Here is an 18,801-nt window from a genome sequence, read left to right as displayed (position 1 = left end):
CTGTTTCCTGCGTGGTGACGCTCCGTCAGCCGATCGGGCCGGCGTACTTCACGTCGTCGAGCATCGTCCCGGCGGAGATGTCCGCGGTGAGGCTCTTGGTGCCCTCGGGGACCTCGAAGGCCACGAGTCCGCTGGCGGACTCGCCCGGCATGATGGAGCCCCGGATCATCTTCGGCACGCTGCCCCCGTCGAAGACCACCTCCGCGGTCATGCCCTTGTCGTCGCGGACGTTGGGCATGGCGTAGATCACCTCGTGCGGGGTGCTCGTGCCGTTGGTGATGGTGACGGTCATCTGGACCGCGTTCTTGATCCGCTCGCGGGAGTACTTGTCCTTCGGCTCGAACTTCGTCGGGACCGAGAGGCTCACCTTGATGCCGTTCGGGTAGGTGAACGTCTCGCCGAAGGGCAGCGCGCTGGTCAGGCCCGGGACCTGGGAGGGCGACGGGGACTTGGACGGCGACGGGTACCCGGACGGCCAGGGCTCACCGCTGGGGTGGAGCCCGTCCAGGTCCATCTCCTCCTCGATGCGCCGGTCGAAGCCCCGGTCGGCCCGGTCGAAGACCATGGCGGTGAGGAAGAACCCGCCGACCGAGGCGAGCAGGCCCAGCACGGAGAGCACGGTGCCGACGACGGCCATCGTCTTGTTCGGGGCGCCCTTGTTGGCGCGGCCGATCGCGGCGATGCCGAGGCCCACGCCGACGGCGGCGGTGATGGCGCCCATCCAGAAGAGCAGGGGGATGATGCCGAGGATGATGCCGAAGCCGCCGGTGATGAGGGAGGCGACGGCCAGGCCGTTGCCGGGCGCGGTGTCCTGCGGGTAGGCGGGGTACGCGGGGTACTGGGCTCCGGCGAAGCCGGGAGCGGGCTCGCCCCATGCGTTGCCGGGGGCTCCGGGCGTGCCGGGTGCTGCGGGCGCGCCGGGGTGGGCGAAGCCTGCGGCCGCGGGTGCCGCAGGGGCGGCAGCGGGTGCGGGCGGGGGCGTCGTCCCGGCGCCGGGAGGGGCGAACGCCCACGGGGCGGGGGCCGGCGCCGCGGGCGTCTCCGCGGGGGCCGCGGGTGCCTCGGGGGCTGCCGGGGCTGCAGGTGCCTCGGGAGCTGCCGGGGTCTTGTCCAGTGAGAGGGGCTGCGCGGGCTCCGGTTCGGCCATCGCCGGGGTCCCGGGTGCTGCCGCTGCCTCGGGTGCTGCCGGGGTCTTCTGCAGTGAGAGGGGCTGCGCGGGCGCCGGTATGGAGTCCGTCTCGGGTATCGGGGTGCCCTCCGGCTCGGTCGGCGGACCGGCGGGGGTGCTGGGCGGGGTCGGCGGGGTGCTCATACCGGCGGGGTCGTCCTTTGTCGCGGTAGTCGTGATCACCGCAAGAGTGCCATGTCCGCGCCCGGAGCCCGTCCGAATTCCAGCCCGGCCGCGCCTGACCGCGCCCGGTCTCGCCCGGCCGCCCGTGAACCGGGGGCCGGGCGGCGGCCGGGCGGCCGTGGCCTACAGCTGGTAGCCGAGCACCGTCATCATCCCGGACTCCGAGTGGTAGACGTTGTGGCAGTGGATCATCCACAGCCCGGGGTTGTCCGCGTCGAAGTCCATCGTCAGCCTCCGGCCCGGCAGCAGGATCGCGGTGTCCTTGCGCGCCCCGCCCGCCTCCCCGCCCAGGGCGAAGGTGTGCCCGTGCAGGTGCATCGGGTGCCACATCCGCGTCGCGTTGGCGAACACCAGCCGCACCCGCTCGCCCGCCTTCACCGGGTGCCGCTGGTCGGGCGTGTACGGCTTGCCGTCGAAGGCCCAGTTGTACCTGGTCATGGAGCCGGTCAGCCGGATCTCCACCGTACGGTCCGGATCGCGCGGGGCCAGTACGGCCGCTCCGGCGGCCTTGAGCGCGTCCGCCATCAGCGGCGGCGCGTTCAGCTCGGCGGGCCGGGTCCCGGCCGTGGGCGCCGTCCCCGACCCGGTGCGCAGTACCGCGAGCGCCGACCCCTCCTTGCCCTCGGCCAGCGCGGTGAGCGGGAACACCCCGTCCTTGGCGGTGACCAGGACGTCGTAGCGCTCGCCCATGCCCAGCAGCAGCGATCCCGCCTTCGTCCGCTCCACCGGGAAGCCGTCGGTGTGGGTGACGTCGAGCTCGTGGTCGCCGAGGGCGATGCGGAAGGCCGTGTCACCGCCGGCGTTGATGATGCGCAGCCGGATCCGGTCCCCGGGGCGGGCGGTGAAGACGGACGGGTCGGCCGGCACCCGCCCGTTGATCAGGTAGTGCGCGTAGACGACGTCGCCCGCGTCGCCGCCGAGGTAGTCGCTGTGGCCGCCCATGCCGACGTAGGAGCGCTTGCCGCTGCCGCCGGTGGCGGGGGTGGGCGTCTTCCCGTGGGCCGCGTGGGCCCCGTCCTTGCTCATGCCCTTGCGGAGCTCGGCGAGGACGGCGTCCGGAGTGGCGCCGTCCACTCCGTCGATCCAGTCGTCCAGGACCACCACCCACTCCTTGTCGTAGGAGAGGGGTTCCTTCGGGTCCTCGACGATGAGCGGGGCGTACAGGCCGCGGTCCTGCTGGACCCCGGTGTGCGGGTGGATCCAGTACGTCCCCGGGTCCGGGACGGCGAACCTGTACGGGAAGGTCCCGCCCGCGGCGATGTCCCGCTGGGTCAGTCCCGGGACCCCGTCCATGTTGTTGCGCAGCGCCAGGCCGTGCCAGTGCACGGAGGTCGCCTCGGGGAGGTTGTTGGCCAGGGTGAGGGCGAGGGTGCCGCCCGCGGTGGCCCGGATCTCCTGGCCCGGCAGCTTGTCCCCGTATGCCCAGGAGCGGACGGTGACTCCGCCGCCGAGGTCGAGCGGGGTGGCGGTGGCGGTGACCTTGACCTCGGTGAGGGGGCCGGTGGCCTTGCGGGCGGCCTCGGCGGCCCGCACCTCGGGCCCGGCCGGGTCCACGTACCCCTCGGGCACGTCGGCGGCCGGGCCGCCGTGGTTCATGGAGCCGTGGCCGGCGCCGGCGGCGCCGGAGGATCCGGAAGGGCCCGAGCAGGCGGCGAGCAGCCCGGAGCCGAGGACGGCCGCGGACGCGCCGAGCACGGTGCGACGGGTGGGAAGAGAGCGCATGGGAGCACCTCGTGGGTGTGGTGTTACGGATGCGTGGGCACGGTTCGGCGCCGCCTCACGGGCATGCGCGGGCATGCGAGGGCATGCACGGGCGTATACGGGCACATACGGGCATGTGGGGGCGACGGCCGGGGCCGGGCCTATACCCGCAGGACCGCCAGCCGGGTGAGGAGCTCGCGGGGGGAGGGCGGGTCGGGACCGCTGTCGGACCGGCCCGGTATGCGGGCCGCACCCCCGAGCGGCGCGGCGCCGCGGCTTCCGCCCCGGCCGGCGTTGATGAGCAGCACGACGAGCCCCGCGAGCACGGCGAGGCAGACCGACATCGGGTCCATGCCGGTCGCGGGCGTCGGGCGACCCCACGAGGAGGACGTCGAGGAGGGCCCTTCGGCGGCCGGCCGCGGTTCCGGGGCCGGTTCCAGAACCGGTTCCAGGACCGGCTGCGGGGCGGGTGCCGGGGCGGGTTCCGGTGCCTGAATGTGGCGAGCACCACCATGCGCCGCCGGTTCGGGCTGCTTCTCCGAGGCAACGGAGTGCGCCGGGGATCCGTCCTCCCTTGCGTGGGATTCAGCCGGATGGCCCAAGGTGTGCATGGTGACGATGCCCAGCAGAAGTGCAGCGAGCAGCAGCAGCCGGGCCCCGGGGGCGGCTCGCTGAGCGCTGCGCGTCATGGCGGGAACCCTACCCGGGGTGGGTATCCGACCGGAGGACCGACCCCGGGTCTGCCTAGGATTAGTCACACTATGTCCCCACATGGACTTTCTCGACGGACCGCCTGGCCGGTCGCCGTACTGATCGGTCTCGCCGCGGCCACCTACACCGCGTGGGTGCTCGAAGTCGTCCTCTCCACGGGCCTCAACCCCATCCAGACGTACGTCAGCGAACTCGCCGCCCAGGACCAGCCGCTCGGCGGCCTCTTCCGGGCCACCGACTTCACCGCCGGGATGCTCGCCTTCGCCGGGGGGCTGCTGGCGCTCTCCCGCCTGCTGAAGTACGCCGAGTCCCGCCGTCCCTGGGCGGTCATCGGCTGGGCCGGGGTCACGCTCTTCGGCGCGGCCACCGCCGCCGACGCCTGGCTGCCGCTGAGCTGCACCCCCACCGTGGACCCCGAATGCGCCGCCAGGGAGACCGCCAAACTGGTCCCCGCCACCCACCAGGCCCACGCCGTCAGCAGCAGCCTCGCCATGACCGGCGCGCTGGTCGGCCTGGTGGCCCTGACGATCGCCGCCCGCCGCTACGGCTGGTTCGCCCCGCTCGCCCGCTACGGCCCCGCACTCGTCGCCCTCGAACTGGCCGCCACCGCCTGGACCCTGTACGCGATAGCCATGTTCACCGCCGGGCGCGGCACCTGGGCCCTGGGCGCCGGCCAGCGGCTCCAGGTGCTGCTCGTCGCACTCTGGCTGGGCCTGCTCGCCTACTCGGTGCACAAGGAAGGCCGTACGTGAAGGTGAAGGTGAACGTGAACGCGAACGTGCGCGGGAACAGAAACGGGAACGGGGACGGGAACGGGGACGGAAACGGGGACGGTGCCTGGAGCGCCGCCGGCGCCGACTGCTTCGTCCGGGTGGACGGGGTCCCGCTGCACGTCGTCGTCGAGGGCCGCGGCCCCGTGTGCGTACTGAGCGCCGGGCTCGCCATGGCCTGGTTCGACTGGGACCCGGTCGTCGCACCGCTCGTCGCCGCCGGACGCACCGTCGTCCGCTTCGACCGCCCCGGACACGGCCTCAGCGGCCCGGCCACCGAGCCGCCGACCACCGCCGGGGAGGCCCACCGGATCGCCGGCCTGCTGGACGCGCTCGCGCTCGTGCTCGGCGCCGACGCGGCCGGCCCCGTCACCGTCGTCGGGCACTCCATCGCCGCGTTTCACGCCGAGGCCTTCGCCCGCCTCCACCCCGAGCGCGCCGCCGCGCTGGTCCTGGTCGACGGAAGCGTCGAGGAGAACCCCCGTACGGCCCTGCCCGTCGCGCTGCGCACCGGCGCCGCCCGGGCCCTCGGCCGGGCCGTGACCGCCGTGGGCCTGCCGGCCGCGCTGGGGCCGTCGGCCCGGCGCGCCACCGTACGGGCCTCCCGCACCGGCGGCTCCGACCCGGCCGCGCAGGACCTCGTACGACGCTGCTACCGCACCGGCCGGGTCTGGCGCGGAGCCCTGCTGGAGAACTCCCGCTACCCGGACATGGCCGCCGAACTGCAGGCCCTGCGCGGGACGCACCCGCTGGCCGCCCCCACCACCGTCCTGGCCGCGTACGACGGCTCGGCCGGCCGCGGCGCCCTGCACTGGCTGTCCCGCCAGGCGGACCTCGCCGACCTGCTCGGCGCCCGCTTCGAGGTCGCCGAGCCCGCGGGACACCTGATCATGCTGGATCGTCCGGACCAGGTGGCCCGGACGATCCTGAACGCCGGGTGCTGAAGGAGCCGGTTCAGACCCGCGCGTAGACCTTCTCCACGAAGGTGGCCATCTGGTCTTCGGAGAGGTGCTGGGCGAGGTCGGCCTCGCTGATCATGCCCACCAGCTTCTTGTTCCGGATCACGGGCAGGCGGCGGATCTGGTGGCTCTGCATCTCCTCCAGCACGTCCGTGACGTCCGCGCCCGCGTCGATCCAGCGCGGCGTCCCCTGAGCCATTTCACCGCACGTGACCTTCTCCGGGTCGTGGCCCCTGGCCACACAGTTCACGACGATGTCGCGGTCGGTGATGATGCCGCACAGCCGCTCCTCGGAGTCGCTGATCGGCAGGGCGCCCACATTGAGCCGGGCCATCAGCTGCGCAGCCCGGTCGAGGGTCTCGGTGGCAGGGATCCACTGGGCCCCGGGGTGCATGATGTCTGCGGCAGTGGTCATCGCTGAACCTCCTGAGCACGCCGTTCGGCGCCGGGCGCGGACACGTCCGGCGCGGCGTCCCCGTACGCCCCGCCCGCCGGGCCCACGCCCACGCGGTGGAGCACACGCCCGTAGGGGTGAGGGGGCGCCTCCCCCCACCGTACGGGCGTGTCCCGTCACCCGCGCGGCGCAGCCCCGCGCTGCTTCAGCATGTCCGCCATCAGGGTGAGCTCCGAGCGCTGCGCATCGACCATGCCCTGCGCCAGCGCCCGCTCGACCGGGGTCTCGCACTGCTGCGCACAGCCCTCGGCCATCGTGACGCCGCCCTTGTGGTGGTCGGTCATCAGCTGGAGGAAGAGCACCTCCGCGTCCCGGCCCGAGGCCGCGCCCAGCTGCTCCAGCTCCTCCTTGGTGGCCATGCCGGGCATCAGCGCGCCGGGCTTGGCCGCACCGTGCCCCGCGTGCCCGCCGTGGCCGTCCGAGGCCGCCATCCAGGACATGGGCGGCTCGCCGGCCACCACCTTCGGCAGCCCCCACAGGTCCAGCCAGCCGAGCATCATGCCCCGCTGATTGGCCTGGGTGTTGGCGATGTCGTAGGCGAGGCTGCGCACCGCCTCGTCCTGCGTGCGGTCGCGGACGATGAAGGACATCTCCACCGCCTGCTGGTGATGCACCGCCATGTCCCGGGCGAAGCCCGCGTCCGGCGAGTGCAGCCCCGGCGTACGCGGCGCCGTCGCGGCAGGCGTGCCGGAGCCGGCGGAACCGCTGCCGTTCGCGGCGGCGACCGTGGCCGCCGCCGCGAACAGCAGGGCCAGCAGGACGGCCGTGCCCGCGACCCAGTACGTACGGGGAACCGGGCGGGCCGCGCGGACCGGGCGGCTCACTTGCCGGCCAGCCCGCTCGTGCACGCCGCGCCCGGCTCCGGGGTCTGCTCGCCCTGCACGTACTTGGTGAAGAACTGCGCCACCCGGGGGTCGTCCGCACTGTCCACGGTCACCTGCTTGCCCCACGCGCTCAGCATGATCGAGCCGGTCTGCTCCTTGACCGGGCTCATCAGCGTGTACGGGGTCTTGCCGACGGTCGCCGCGAGCTTGTCCACGTCGGCCTTGGGAGCCTTCTCGTTGTACGTCACCCAGACCGCGCCGTGCTCCAGCGAGTGCACGGCGTTCACCTCCGGCACCGGGCTCTTGTAGACGTCACCGTTGCAGTTCATCCAGCGGGGGTGGTGGTCACCTCCGACCGGCGGGTTCATCTCGTACTTCACCGGGGTCTCGACGTGGTTGCGGCCGAGCTTCTTCGCGTCCCAGAGCTGCTCGCCCGTCACGGGCTGCTTGCGGATCTCCTCGGCCTCCTTGCGGAGCTTCTCCGCGGCCGCCTGCTTGCGCTCCTCGGCCTGCTTCTGGTCGATCAGCACCCAGGTGCCGAAGCCGACCAGGCCGACGACGATCGCCGACGCGGCGGTGATCGCGATGGCCTTGTTGCGCCGCTCCCGGATCTTCTCGGCGCGGCGCATCTCGGCTATGCGCGCCTGCCGGGAGTTCGGGTCGGTGTTCTGGTTGGTCCTGCCGGACTTGCTGGCCATGTGCCCTGGTTCCTTCTGCTGAGGGGGGTGGATGAACGCGAAACCAAACCGGACCCGTCAGGTCCGCAGCACTTGGAGGGCATACAGGTCGGGAGCGCGCGGCGACGCCCCGTAGAGCCGGATCCGCGACGCCCCCAAGGACGCCGCGGCGGGCGCCGGATCCCCGACGGGACCGGTCACGGCCGGCGGCGGAACGGGCAGCACACCCGGGGTGACGTGCGCGAGCGGAGAGCAGCCGGGCAGGTCGTACGGCGACACGCAGACGGCGTGCGCCTTCGCAGCCTGCACGGAATGCGCCCCCGCCGAGACGTGCGACTCGCCCGAGCGCGCACACAGCAGGAGCGCTCCGGCCAGCACCCCGAAGAGCGTGAACAGCACGGCACGCCGAAGTCCGGGACGTCCTCGACGCCCCTGCTGCGTGTACTGCCGGCCCCCCATGGGCGCAGATGGTAATGCTCATGACGGCTCCCAGGTCAGTGCGGGGGTGCCGCCGGCTTTCCGGGGTGCGTAATGTGGCGGAAACCACCGCTGGCGATACTGGGTCCGCCCGACTGTGCCCCGACCGTCGAGGCGGTGGTGCACAGGCCGTCTGAACTGCGAGGATGAAGGCATGGACAAGCAGCAGGAATTCGTCCTCCGGACGCTTGAGGAGCGCGACATCCGCTTCGTGCGCCTGTGGTTCACCGACGTACTGGGCTTCCTGAAGTCCGTCGCGGTCGCGCCCGCGGAGCTGGAGCAGGCCTTCGACGAGGGCATCGGCTTCGACGGCTCCGCGATCGAGGGCTTCGCGAGGGTCTACGAGTCCGACATGATCGCCAAGCCGGACCCGAGCACGTTCCAGATACTGCCGTGGCGCGCGGAGGCCCCCGGGACCGCCCGGATGTTCTGCGACATCCTGATGCCGGACGGCTCGCCGTCCTTCGCGGACCCGCGGTACGTCCTCAAGCGCATCCTGGCCAAGACCTCCGACCTGGGCTTCACCTTCTACACCCACCCGGAGATCGAGTTCTTCCTGCTGAAGGACAAGCCGCTGGACGGCACCCGCCCGGTCCCGGCCGACAACTCCGGCTACTTCGACCACACTCCGCAGAACGTGGGCATGGACTTCCGCCGCCAGGCGATCACCATGCTCGAATCGATGGGCATCTCGGTGGAGTTCAGCCACCACGAGGGCGCCCCCGGCCAGCAGGAGATCGACCTCCGCTACGCCGACGCGCTCTCCACGGCCGACAACATCATGACGTTCCGCCTGGTGATGAAGCAGGTCGCGCTGGAGCAGGGCGTGCAGGCCACCTTCATGCCGAAGCCGTTCTCGGAGTACCCCGGCTCGGGCATGCACACCCACCTCTCCCTCTTCGAGGGAGACCGCAACGCCTTCTACGAGTCGGGCGCCGAGTACCAGCTCTCCAAGGTCGGCCGTTCCTTCATCGCGGGCCTGCTGCGCCACGCCGCCGAGACGGCGGCGGTCACCAACCAGTGGGTCAACTCCTACAAGCGCATCTGGGGCGGCTCCTCCCGCAGCGCGGGCGCGGGCGGCGAAGCCCCCTCGTACATCTGCTGGGGCCACAACAACCGCTCGGCCCTGATCCGCGTCCCGATGTACAAGCCGGGCAAGACGGGCTCCTCGCGCGTCGAGGTCCGCTCGATCGACTCGGGCGCGAACCCGTACCTCACCTACGCCGTCCTCCTCGCGGCCGGCCTCAAGGGCATCGAGGAGGGCTACGAACTCCCGGCGGGCGCCGACGACGACGTCTGGGCCCTCTCCGACGCCGAACGCCGCGCGATGGGCATCGAACCCCTCCCGCAGAACCTCGGCGAGGCCATCGCCCTGATGGAACGCAGCGAACTGGTCGCCGAAACCCTCGGCGAGCACGTCTTCGACTTCTTCCTGCGCAACAAGAAGCAGGAGTGGGAGGAGTACCGCTCGGAGGTCACGGCCTTCGAACTCCGCAAGAACCTCCCGGTGCTGTAACCGCAGCTCAAAGCCCCTTTGGGGATGCACGGAATCCCGGGCCGACGGTCGTTGACTGCCGGCCCGGAGCCGTCTCAATCCCCCTGGGCCGTCTGTGGGCCGTCCGACGCAGAAGCTGAGGCCTCGTACATCCCGTCCACGGCCTTCCGGGTCCGTCCCTGACTGCTCGGCATGAGGTGCGTGTACGTGCGGAGGGTGCAGCCCGGGACGGCGTGCCCAAGGTGCGTACTGAGCGCCTTGATGTTCTCCCCGGCGTCCAGCAGCACTGAGGCGTAGAAGTGCCTCAGGGCATGCACTTCGTGCTCCCGTGCGGCCTCGTGCCGCTGCCCGGGTTTCGGCTCCTCGATCCCCCCTGCCTCGACGAGGGCGGGCTTCCACACGCGTGTGTTGAAGTCGTCGGTCCGCCGCACCGTTCCACCGCCAGAGAGCGAGAACAGCGGTCGTTGGTGACGGGAGGCCCGTCCGGTCGGGGCCAGGGCAGTGCTGCTTGAGGACATGCGCGATGCGGTTGGAGAGCGGAACATCTCGCTCCTTCCCACCCTTGGGAGGCGAGAACCCAAGGTGGCCGTTGACCACCTTCACTTGATGGGCTACGTGGAGCCACGGGTCTCGTGGCTGACTGCGTCCACGGCCAGCTTGGTTGACGTCATTCCCGCTCAACTCATTGAGGGAGAGAATTCACCCCAAATAATGCGAGTTCCACCGTATTCGGCCCCATCAAAGGAGACTGTTCCTCCGTCGCATTGTGCGCCGTCGAAGGAGACTGTGCCGCCTTCAAAAGCGGCAGCGAAGTCAACCTCGCTGCCGCTGAACGTCGCACCGTTAAACGAGACCTCACCATCAGTGATCAAGGCTTTGAAATTCATCATTACGCTGCTGAAGTTAGCTCCTTCGAAGGAGACCTTGGCGCCGCCGAATAGTGCGTTAAAGTATACGTCGCCGCCGCTGAACTGTGCGCCATTGAAAATTGTTGTCCCGCCGGCGTAAAAACGTGCGGCGGCGAAAGATGTTGTGCCTTTAAAAACTGAATTTGTGAAGTTGAACCACATGTCGAAGATTACGAGCTTAAAGGACGCTTTGCCATGAAAGTGGCAGTCGGAGAAGTCGGCGCCTTCGAACCTGGCAGAGGTGAAGTCGAAATCAGACTCTGACCAGGACGTTGGAGATTGTGGGTCTTGGAGGTGGCTGCGGATGACCCGGATGATTGTTTGGCGTACTTCCCTTTCGCCCGGCTTATGGTTGTCGGATGCTTCGTCGCGCTCGAAAGGCATACGCATGTACGCACATAGGACGTCGATGCAAACCTGCCGTTGCTCGAGCCACTCATCCGCGAGCTGCGCCATGGCGTAAACGCCAGCGAGGCGTACGGCGGCCATGGTGTGACCTAGCTGTTCGGCTGCGGAAGTGTAGCGCTCAAGGAGCTGTTTGTCGTCGGCGCGGTCAGCTTCACTTTCGGCAATTCGTTGCTTACGGTAGGCGTATACTCCGGCAAAGATGGCAGCGATCAGGGTGAGCATTGCGAGAGTGCTCCTGATGGATTCCCCTGTCTTAGCCTCGCCTTCCTCAAGATGCTCGACGATCCAGTAGATCCCGCAGCCGACTGCTACAGCAACAATGAGGGCTAGTGTGCCTGCGATCCAGACATTCGACAGCCTCGGCGCATGCCGGCCGCTTGACCCTGTTGCCTGGCGCTTTCCGAAGCGTGGAGCTGTCACGGGTGTCAGTGTTGTTCGTCTTGGCCCTTGCCGCCACCTGAGGCACCCATCTGTGAACGTTGCGAGGCTGAAGCGGTATTGCTGCCAGCCGACCGTTGGGCCCTCGCATTGCTACAGCGATCAATCGGCATGCGTATGGCGCGGCCTCATTCACCGCTGCACGGGCCCTCTCCCCGCCTCGACAGTGAACCACAGCGTCCGGAAGTCGACATCAGCCTCTTTTAGGCGCAGGTATCGCTCGCCTTTGCCGATTTTCTTCCCCGCCCCCTTGAGGTTCTCGTCCAGGAATTGACTGTACGCCTCGATCAGGTCCTTTCGGGGCAACCCAAATTGAGAAACCGGCAGAAATTCCTTGTCGCGAAGTCGACGGATCTTGATCTCATACAACGAGAACTGGTAACGGGGCATGGCCCCCCTGACGTGCGGCGGAGATTTAGTGAAAGACAGGCTGCAACCCGGCGTACGCCTTTTCAGCTGTGAGGCAAAACCAGTCCCAGCTGGTCCCTCGCCCCGGATTCTGGCACAGAGGGTCCCCTCGCGTTCTAGGCCCCATGTCGTGTAGTTAGGGCCGGGGTCGGTGCGTCAAGCAGACTGAAGGAGAGATGGGGATCCTGTTAGAACCGTGTCCGTCCACCATTCTGGGCGGCCGGGTCCTTCGTGCCCCGACCCGGCCGGCGTTGCCCAGGAAGCCTTCGCCTTGCTGGTGACCTACCAGGCCCTGCGACTGGCCATGGCCGATGCCACCGGTACTCGGTCGGACACCGACCTCGACCGGGCCAGTTTCTCCAGCGCGCTGAACATCGCCCGCGACCTGCTCGTCCAGGCCGCGGCCATCTTCGGCTACACGACCGTCGACCTCGCCGGCACCATAGGCCACCGGGCCCTGGCCTCCCTTATGCCCGCCAGGCGCGTGCGTACCCGGCCATGCGCTGCCAAACGCGCCATCTCGAAGTACAACGCCAAAGGCGCCGTCGACAGGACCAGTTACAAGGCCACCATCGACGTCCTGACCACCCGGACCCCTTGACGCCGGACACCAAACGCTGACGACACGGCATCGGGCCTAGAAGGGGAGACCTACCAGGCCCCATCGCCGGGCGCCGGCCTCCGTGGCCACGTCGCCCCATTCACGCAACAGCGCTGCGGCAGCGTCGAAGCCAGCGGGCCGGCCCGCCCACCCGGCGGCCTCGGCTTCGAAGGGCCCGCGCAGTTCCTCCAGCCGAGGCGCGGCCACGTGCCAGGAGCGGACCAGCTCCGACACCTCCTCGGGAGCGCTGAGCAGGAGCACCCGGGGGCGCCACGGAGCGGGGTCGTCGGGGAAGCCGTGCGCGGTGGGCCGTTCCCTCCCCGCGGCGGTCGTGGGGTCTGTTCCCGTGAGGTCGTCCGGGTTGTCCCAGAACAGGCCGCACAGGAAGTGGTCCAGGGCGTCCCGCAGTTCGGGCGCCACCGAGGTCCGGATGTCCTCCCAGGCATTGCCCAATCGGGGGTGCCAGCCGTAGGAACCGGTGGTTCCGTGAAACCGGTACTCGGCGCACCAGGACACCTGCCGCTGCCACACCCAGCCGCCCGTCACGGCGTAGTCGGCGTCTTCGCACGCCTCGCAGCAGAAGTCAGGGCAGGCGGCATCGCCCAGTACGCTCACCCTGTCGTCCGCCGGTATCCGCGCCAGATGCTCCCAGTCGACCATGAGCACGGTGATGTCGAGTCCCATCGGGACAGGCTAGTACCTGCCGTGTAGTTAGGGCCGGGGTCGCAGGACGAGCCGAGCCCTATCCCGTACGTCCTACCTCAGATCGGCGGTCTGCGGCCGATTCGCGGACCCAACATGGGCGCATCGACGTCTACAAGGCTCTGAACTGCTGAAACTCGTGAGACGCGCGGGGCCTCCGGAGTCGTTGCTGAAGCCGTCGGAAGCTGCGGTCGGGACACACCTGGGCCGTCTCTGGGCCGTCGGAGGGTGGCCAGAGGTCACCGGCAACGACCGACGACGGCCCCTCAGATGCTGGTTGGGATGGGGTCTGTAGAGGATCCGCCTGGAGGGGTGAGGCGGACATGACTTCCTGCGCAACAAGAAGCAGGAGTGGGAGGAGTACCGCTCGGAGGTCACCGCCTTCGAACTCCGCAAGAACCTCCCGGTGCTGTAACCACAGGTCAGCGCCCTTGCGGGCCACGCACAACACTCCGGGCCGGTGGTCGATGACCACCGGCCCGCAGCTGTCTCACCGGCCCCGGGCCGTCTGGTGCAGGTTCGTGAGACCACGCGCGGCCGCTCCGGAGCCGTGCGGCTATCGGTCGGTGGCTTCGGGCGACAGGACCGGGGAGGAGTCGGCGTGATCCGTGCAGGCGGCCCACCAGCTGTCGCCGCCGGCGCTGCTGACCAGCACGCTCCACACCGCGGGGTGGGAGCAGGGGGCCGCCCAGGTGCACTCGCCCCGCGCGGAGGCAGTACCGGCCCGGTGGTTGTCCGCCGCCCATGGGCACTTCTCTCGGAGTTCCATGATGGACATTGAAGCGGTGGTGAGCACGGCCTCGCCGCCGAACGGACCGATTCCCCCCTAGTACTGCAACGGTGTTTGCTGTGACGGTTGGGCAGGTCGTTCGTTGGTCAGTTCATGGGTGGGGAACTTGGGGATGCTCGGTTGTGGGCTGGTGAACTGAAGGTTTTGCATGAGCGTTTCGTGCAGCGTTTCGCCAGGTCGGAGCCGCGGGAGTCGGCTCTTGCCTATATGCGGGGGCTGATAGCTCCTTTGGAGCGGAAGAACGGCTGGACGCTTGCGGAGGAGGCCGGGTATGCGGGTCCGGACCGGATCCACCGGCTGCTGAACCGGATCGACTGGGACGCGGATCAGGTCCTGGACGATGTGCGGGACTACGTCGTCGAGCATCTCGGCGACCCGGGAGCGGTGCTGATCGTGGACGACACGGGGTTTCTGAAGAAGGGTGTCCGCTCGGCCGGCGTCCAGCGCCAGTACTTCGGAACCGCCGGGAGGACGGAGAACTCCCAGATCGGGGTGTTCCTCGCCTATGCCGGCGCCCGTGGCCGCACGTTGATCGACCGCCGCCTCTATCTGCCCACGTCATGGACCGATGACCGCGATCGGTGCCGGGCCGCCGGCATCGTTGACACGGTCGGCTTCGAGACGAAGGTGGTGATGGCCAAGGCCATGGTCCGCCGGGCGATCGCGGACCGGATCCCGTTCCGGTGGGTGACGGCGGATGCCGCCTACGGCTTCTCCAAAGGCTGGCGCACGGAGCTGGAGCGGGCCGATGTCTTTCACGTCATGGCCACCACCCGGCACGACACCGTCGTCACCCGCTGGGCCATCGACCACCCCGTCCACGACCTGTTCCCGGGGCTGCCCCGGCAGAAGTGGAAGCGCCGTTCCTGCGGGGAGGGAGCCCACGGCCCGCGGGTCTACGACTGGGCCAGGGTCGAGGTCCGTCCCTGGCATCGCGAGGACCGCCGGCACTGGGTGATCGCCCGCCGCAGCGTCCGACGGCCGGACGAGATCTCCTACTACATCGCCTACTGCCCGGCCGAGACCACACTCGACGAGCTGATCCGTATCGCCGGTGCCCGGTGGGCGGTCGAGGAATGCTTCCAGAGCGCGAAGCAGGAGTGCGGCCTGGACGACTACCAGGTCCGCCGCTATGACGGCTGGCACCGCCACATGACCCTGGCTATCGCCGCCCATGCCTGCCTCACCGTCCTGCGGGCCCGCGAAATCGACACCGGGAAAGCAGAAACGGATCCTCCCAGCTCGTACCCCTCACCCTCCCCGAACTCCGACGCCTGATCCACCGCCTCACCCGGCCCCGCCCGAGCATCGACCACGTCCTGCACTGGTCACACTGGCGACGGCGTCGACAGTTCCAGGCACGTGTCAGCCATTACAAACAACGCGGTCACACACCACCAGAAGCCAACAAACCATCACAGCAAACACCGTTGCAGTACTAGGGCGATGACCTTCGGGCGGCTGCTCACACGCTGTCCGGCGGACCGGCTTGAGTCTCCCCCCGGGGGAGACCCCAAGCTGGGGGCATGGACAGCGACGCGCTCTATTCCATCGGGGAGTTGTCCCGGCGGACCGGTCTGACCGTGAAGACCATCCGGTTCTATTCGGACCAGGGCATCGTCCCGCCCGCCGGGCGGAGCCCGGCGGGATACCGGCTCTACGGGGCTGACGCACTCGCCCGCCTCGGCCTCGTCCGCACGCTGCGCGATCTCGGGCTCGATCTCGCGACCGTCCGCACGGTGCTGGACCAGGAGGCATCCGTGGCGGAGGTCGCGGCAGCGCACGCCGACGCCCTGGACGTACAGATCCGGACGCTCCGCCTGCGCCGGGCAGTGCTCCGCGCGGTCGCCGGAGGCGGCCCCACCACCATGGAGATGGACCTCATGCACCGACTTGCCACGCTCTCCCGGGCCGAACAGCACCGACTGGTCCGCGGATTCATCGACGCCGCCTTCCCAGGTCCGCACTCCAATCCCGAGTTCGTGACCCTGATGCGATCCGTCATGCCCGAGCTCCCCGACGACCCCACGCCCGAACAGGTCGAGGCCTGGGCCGAACTGGCCGGACTCTGCCAGGACGAGGACTTCCGTGCCGCGATCCGCCGTACGGCCGAGGAGCAGGCGCAGGAGCCCGCCGCGGAGGGCGTCGGCGCGCTGCACGACGAGCTCGGCCGGGAGATGCGCGCACGGATCGGTGAAGCCGTGGCGGCCGGGCTTCTGCCGGCCCCGGCCGAGGGTGCGGACGTCACCGGCTCACTGGGCGGTCTGTACGCCCACGCGTTCGAGCGCGCCGACGAAGGCGGTCTGCGACGCTGGCTCCTCGCCCGGCTGCGGACCACCGCCGACCCGCACACCAGGCGCTACTGGCAGCTTCTGGCCGCGGTCAACGGATGGCCCGCGTCGCCGACGCTCGCCCCCGTGCACTCCTGGTTCACCACCGTTCTGGCGAAGGGCTGACGCGATGAGGACGAGAGACCTGAAGTTCGGTCTGTACGCGGACGAGCAGGGGCTGTATTGGGTCAGGGGGCTCGTCGAGGACGCCGTCGGCTCCGGCGGCTCCCAGGGCTCCCGCGGCTCCCGGGGCGTCCGCCGCGCCCGGGTCGTCGGCGAGAGTGTTGTACGGACCCTTCCCGGGAGCGAGCTGTCGATCGCCGACGCGTACGACTTCCTGGCGGAGCAGTGGGCGGTGGAACACCCCGGAGAGAGCAGCGGCACACGGCAACCGCTGGAGCTGCACGTCCGGTTGGCGTGCTCGCTGCGTACCTGGCGGGCGATCCGCAAGACGGTGATCAGGACCCTGTGCCCGGAGGGGACGGGTCCTCACACCTGCCGCGTTCCCTGGTCGGCCTACTGACGCGCGCGCGTCACGCGCGCGCGTCAGCGGACCGCGCGGTGCCAGGTGGGGCGGGCCGGGGTGGTGGGGGTGGTTGTGGTGTGGAGTTCGGCGTCCAGGCCCAGGACCGCTGTCGTGGCGGTGCCGGAGGCTTCGAGGACGGCCGAGGGGGCTCCGGTGAAGAGCATGAGGGATTCCGCCCAGGCCGGCGGGCCGCCGAGGCCCGTGGTGCTGATCGTGCCGGTCTCCGCGCGGCCCACCACGAGGCGGCCCGCCGCGCCGACCGCGCCGTAGCCGGCCCGGCCGCCCGCCTCCGTGACGCTGGAGACCCGGGGACGGCTCGCTGGGCCCGCCGTGACCAGGGCGGTGCGGACGACCCCCGAGTCCGGGCGACGGAAGAACAGCCGGACCCCGGTGCCGTCCGGGGAGGCCGAGAGGGGGACCGTGGTGGCCGGCAGGCCCGTCGGTGCGGGGCCGACCAGCGGGGTGTCCGGGGTGCGCTGGGTCCAGGCCAGGACGGACGTGGTGGTGGTCGCGTACACGTGGCGCCGCCCGGCCGCGTCGATCGCCGTCACCGGGTCGCTCTGCAGGTCCTCGCCGCCGAGGCGTTCCCACGGGGAGAAGCGGCCGTCCGGCTGCTGGGTGGTCGCGCGCAGGGTGCGGCGCGCGTCACGCAGGTAGACGGTGAGGCGGCCCCCCGCGTCCACGGCCGCCGCGGGGGCGCTGATCGCCGAGGTGCCCTCGTCGTCGGTCCGCTCCGGGGTGCCGAGCGACTGCCACGGGCCGAACGGGCCGTCGGGCACGGACTGGACCGCGTACACGACCTCGCGCCGGTACTCCGAGGGCGTGGAGCCGAAGGCGGTGCGGGTGGCCAGGACGCCGATGCGGCCCCCGGGGAGGCGGACGGCACTGGCGCCCGGATCGATGCCCGCGCCGGGGAGGAGGACCGGGCCCGCCCAGGTGCCGCCCGGGCTGCGCGTCCAGTACGCGGTCTGCCCGTCCAGCGCGGCGAAGGCCCACAGGCGGCCGGGCGTTCCCTCCGTCAGCCAGGAGGTGGTCTCGGCGCGGGTGTAGCGCAGCGACTGGGCCCAGTTGCGCCCGGTCGGACTGCCCGCGACCTTGCGGTCGCCGCAGCCCGACGGGCTGCCGCAGTGGTCCTGGCGGTCCTGCCAGGCGTAGGTCTTCAGGAAGCCGGTCTTGGTCTCGGCCGTCTGCGGGTCCAGCGCGTGCGGGAGGGCGCCGTTGTGGTATCCGAGGTAGCTCTGGACGGAGAAGTGCGGGCGGTTCCGGACCCGTTCGGCGTAGGCGGCGGTGGCGGCCTGCACGAAGCGGGCGCCGTACATGTGGTCCTGGTGGTCGGTGTAACGGCCGTTCTCGCCGTACCGGTTCGGCGTCGGGTCCTGCATCCGTATCGTCGTCGGCCGGTAGCGCTCCAGGACCCCGGCTATCGCCAGGACGAGCTGGTCCTTCGTGTACGTGAACGGCTGCTTGACCGGTGTCCCGGAGGTCAGCTGGGCATCCAGCGAGGGTATCCGGCCGTTCCACAGGCCGCGCAGGCTCTCGGGGGTGTCGCCACCGGTGCTGCGGGCCTCCCGCAGCATCAGCCACACCAGGTTGACCTGTGGCTTCGCTATGAGGACGTCGAGCTCGGCCCGGCCGCCGCCGGCGGTGGGGATGACCGTACGCTTCCACGCGCTCGTGCGGTCCCCGGTGGCCATCTGCGCGTACGCGGAGCGGATGCCGTTCTGCCGGGCCTCCGCGTAGTGGGTGCGGTCGGCGGGCTGTTCGGGGTCCGTGGCGGCGGCGCCGCGGGCCTCGTTGCGGCCGTCGGACTCGCCGGAGGTGAGGAACGCGGTGGTGACCTGGGTGCCGGACAGCAGGGAACGGCTGAGGTCCGGGTTCATGAAGAACAGGTCGTCGTCGGGGTGGGCGACGACCTGGACGACCGACCCGGCGGTGACGCTCGCGGCGAGGGCGGCGGCCGGGTTCTTCTCCTGGTTGGCTTCGGCGGAGGTCTGCTGGCCGACGGCCACGGAGAGCACGCCGGTGGCGCCGGCTGTCAGCACGGTGAGCAGGGCCGCGAAACGGCGACGGGTCACGGGCATCGGGTCACGCCCTCGGGTTCGATCCGGCGGAAGAAAGCGCTGAGCAGTCAGAGAGAGGCGAAATCAGGGGAGTTGGTTCTCCGGACCCGCCGGTGACTCCCCTTTTCCGAGAACGGGATGTGGACCCTGCCCGGCCGGCCACGGGGAGAAGCGGCCGCCCCGACCCCGCCCGCCCCGACCCCGGCGCGGG

The 18,801-nt window shown here is 70.4% G+C and carries 19 protein-coding genes and 1 pseudogene; 8 read left to right on the top strand and 12 right to left on the bottom strand.

Annotation, left to right across the window (positions count from 1 at the left end; all coding sequences use genetic code 11):
• Nucleotides 1-25 precede the first annotated feature (25 nt).
• The 3 genes from OG753_RS14500 to OG753_RS14490 form a co-directional block, all read right to left on the bottom strand.
• The gene (locus OG753_RS14500; RefSeq protein WP_405788682.1) at nt 26-1,312 is read right to left on the bottom strand and encodes a DUF4190 domain-containing protein; all 1,287 of its coding nucleotides are present in this window, start codon (nt 1,310-1,312) and stop codon (nt 26-28) included.
• Between the two features lie 162 nt (nt 1,313-1,474).
• Entirely contained in the window at nt 1,475-3,073 is a 1,599-nt protein-coding gene (locus OG753_RS14495; protein ID WP_405788680.1) for a multicopper oxidase family protein, read from the bottom strand.
• A 140-nt stretch (nt 3,074-3,213) separates the two neighbouring features.
• Nucleotides 3,214-3,741 carry a hypothetical protein gene (locus OG753_RS14490; RefSeq protein WP_405788678.1) on the bottom strand — a complete coding sequence of 176 codons (528 nt, stop codon included), beginning with the start codon at nt 3,739-3,741 and terminating at the stop codon, nt 3,214-3,216.
• Between the two features lie 72 nt (nt 3,742-3,813).
• Here OG753_RS14490 and OG753_RS14485 point away from each other — a divergent pair, with 72 nt between their 5' ends.
• Nucleotides 3,814-4,515, top strand: coding sequence for a DUF998 domain-containing protein (locus tag OG753_RS14485; protein ID WP_327262208.1), 702 nt, complete (start codon nt 3,814-3,816; stop codon nt 4,513-4,515).
• A gap of 119 nt (nt 4,516-4,634) precedes the next feature.
• Complete coding sequence (locus tag OG753_RS14480; protein WP_327266754.1) at nt 4,635-5,477, top strand: alpha/beta hydrolase; 843 nt, start codon at nt 4,635-4,637, stop codon at nt 5,475-5,477.
• Nucleotides 5,478-5,487: 10 nt separating this feature from the next.
• Here the strand turns inward: OG753_RS14480 and OG753_RS14475 are convergent, their stop codons facing one another.
• The 4 genes from OG753_RS14475 to OG753_RS14460 all read right to left on the bottom strand — a co-directional run bounded on the left by OG753_RS14475 (nt 5,488) and on the right by OG753_RS14460 (nt 7,846).
• Entirely contained in the window at nt 5,488-5,907 is a 420-nt protein-coding gene (locus OG753_RS14475) for a CBS domain-containing protein (protein WP_327262207.1), read from the bottom strand.
• Between the two features lie 155 nt (nt 5,908-6,062).
• A complete protein-coding gene (locus OG753_RS14470) occupies nt 6,063-6,770 on the bottom strand; it encodes a DUF305 domain-containing protein (RefSeq protein WP_405788677.1) in 708 nt (235 codons plus the stop codon).
• Nucleotides 6,767-7,468 (bottom strand): DUF3105 domain-containing protein, encoded by a 702-nt coding sequence (locus tag OG753_RS14465; RefSeq protein WP_327262205.1) that lies wholly within the window; start codon nt 7,466-7,468, stop codon nt 6,767-6,769. Before OG753_RS14465 ends, OG753_RS14470 begins: the two co-directional genes overlap by 4 nt.
• A gap of 57 nt (nt 7,469-7,525) precedes the next feature.
• A complete protein-coding gene (locus OG753_RS14460) occupies nt 7,526-7,846 on the bottom strand; it encodes a hypothetical protein (protein ID WP_405788675.1) in 321 nt (106 codons plus the stop codon).
• 232 nt (nt 7,847-8,078) lie between these two features.
• On the opposite strand from OG753_RS14460, the gene OG753_RS14455 reads away from it, so the two are divergent.
• Nucleotides 8,079-9,440 carry a glutamine synthetase family protein gene (locus tag OG753_RS14455; RefSeq protein ID WP_030012459.1) on the top strand — a complete coding sequence of 454 codons (1,362 nt, stop codon included), beginning with the start codon at nt 8,079-8,081 and terminating at the stop codon, nt 9,438-9,440.
• Between the two features lie 656 nt (nt 9,441-10,096).
• Here the strand turns inward: OG753_RS14455 and OG753_RS14450 are convergent.
• The gene (locus tag OG753_RS14450) at nt 10,097-11,155 is read right to left on the bottom strand and encodes a pentapeptide repeat-containing protein (protein ID WP_405788674.1); all 1,059 of its coding nucleotides are present in this window, start codon (nt 11,153-11,155) and stop codon (nt 10,097-10,099) included.
• 150 nt (nt 11,156-11,305) lie between these two features.
• Nucleotides 11,306-11,563 (bottom strand): hypothetical protein, encoded by a 258-nt coding sequence (locus OG753_RS14445; protein WP_327262201.1) that lies wholly within the window; start codon nt 11,561-11,563, stop codon nt 11,306-11,308.
• Nucleotides 11,564-11,852: 289 nt separating this feature from the next.
• Here OG753_RS14445 and OG753_RS14440 point away from each other — a divergent pair, with 289 nt between their 5' ends.
• Nucleotides 11,853-12,182: a hypothetical protein gene (locus OG753_RS14440; RefSeq protein WP_405788673.1), complete on the top strand. Its 330-nt coding sequence runs from the start codon at nt 11,853-11,855 to the stop codon at nt 12,180-12,182.
• A 36-nt stretch (nt 12,183-12,218) separates the two neighbouring features.
• Here OG753_RS14440 and OG753_RS14435 read toward each other — a convergent pair whose 3' ends face one another.
• Nucleotides 12,219-12,866, bottom strand: coding sequence for a hypothetical protein (locus tag OG753_RS14435; RefSeq protein WP_327262199.1), 648 nt, complete (start codon nt 12,864-12,866; stop codon nt 12,219-12,221).
• A gap of 346 nt (nt 12,867-13,212) precedes the next feature.
• On the opposite strand from OG753_RS14435, the pseudogene OG753_RS14430 reads away from it, so the two are divergent.
• Nucleotides 13,213-13,299: pseudogene (locus tag OG753_RS14430) on the top strand (glutamine synthetase); the annotation flags it as partial.
• A 141-nt stretch (nt 13,300-13,440) separates the two neighbouring features.
• Here the strand turns inward: OG753_RS14430 and OG753_RS14425 are convergent.
• Nucleotides 13,441-13,653, bottom strand: a complete 213-nt coding sequence (locus OG753_RS14425) for a hypothetical protein (RefSeq protein ID WP_327262198.1) — start codon at nt 13,651-13,653, stop codon at nt 13,441-13,443.
• 114 nt (nt 13,654-13,767) lie between these two features.
• On the opposite strand from OG753_RS14425, the gene OG753_RS14420 reads away from it, so the two are divergent.
• The 3 genes from OG753_RS14420 to OG753_RS14410 all read left to right on the top strand — a co-directional run bounded on the left by OG753_RS14420 (nt 13,768) and on the right by OG753_RS14410 (nt 16,527).
• Nucleotides 13,768-14,952 carry an IS701 family transposase gene (locus tag OG753_RS14420; protein ID WP_405788671.1) on the top strand — a complete coding sequence of 395 codons (1,185 nt, stop codon included), beginning with the start codon at nt 13,768-13,770 and terminating at the stop codon, nt 14,950-14,952.
• 248 nt (nt 14,953-15,200) lie between these two features.
• Entirely contained in the window at nt 15,201-16,130 is a 930-nt protein-coding gene (locus OG753_RS14415) for a MerR family transcriptional regulator (RefSeq protein ID WP_405788670.1), read from the top strand.
• Nucleotides 16,131-16,134: 4 nt separating this feature from the next.
• Complete coding sequence (locus OG753_RS14410; protein WP_405788669.1) at nt 16,135-16,527, top strand: hypothetical protein; 393 nt, start codon at nt 16,135-16,137, stop codon at nt 16,525-16,527.
• A 23-nt stretch (nt 16,528-16,550) separates the two neighbouring features.
• On the opposite strand, the gene OG753_RS14405 is transcribed toward OG753_RS14410, so the two are convergent.
• On the bottom strand, nt 16,551-18,611 hold the full coding sequence (locus OG753_RS14405) for a PIG-L family deacetylase (RefSeq protein WP_405788667.1): 2,061 nt from the start codon (nt 18,609-18,611) through the stop codon (nt 16,551-16,553).
• Nucleotides 18,612-18,801 lie beyond the last annotated feature (190 nt).

Source organism: Streptomyces sp. NBC_00029, from assembly GCF_045160505.1.
Classification (GTDB): Bacteria; Actinomycetota; Actinomycetes; order Streptomycetales; family Streptomycetaceae; genus Streptomyces.
Note: the sequence above shows the minus strand (reverse complement) of the source record. Positions and strands in the feature narration are given on the sequence as shown.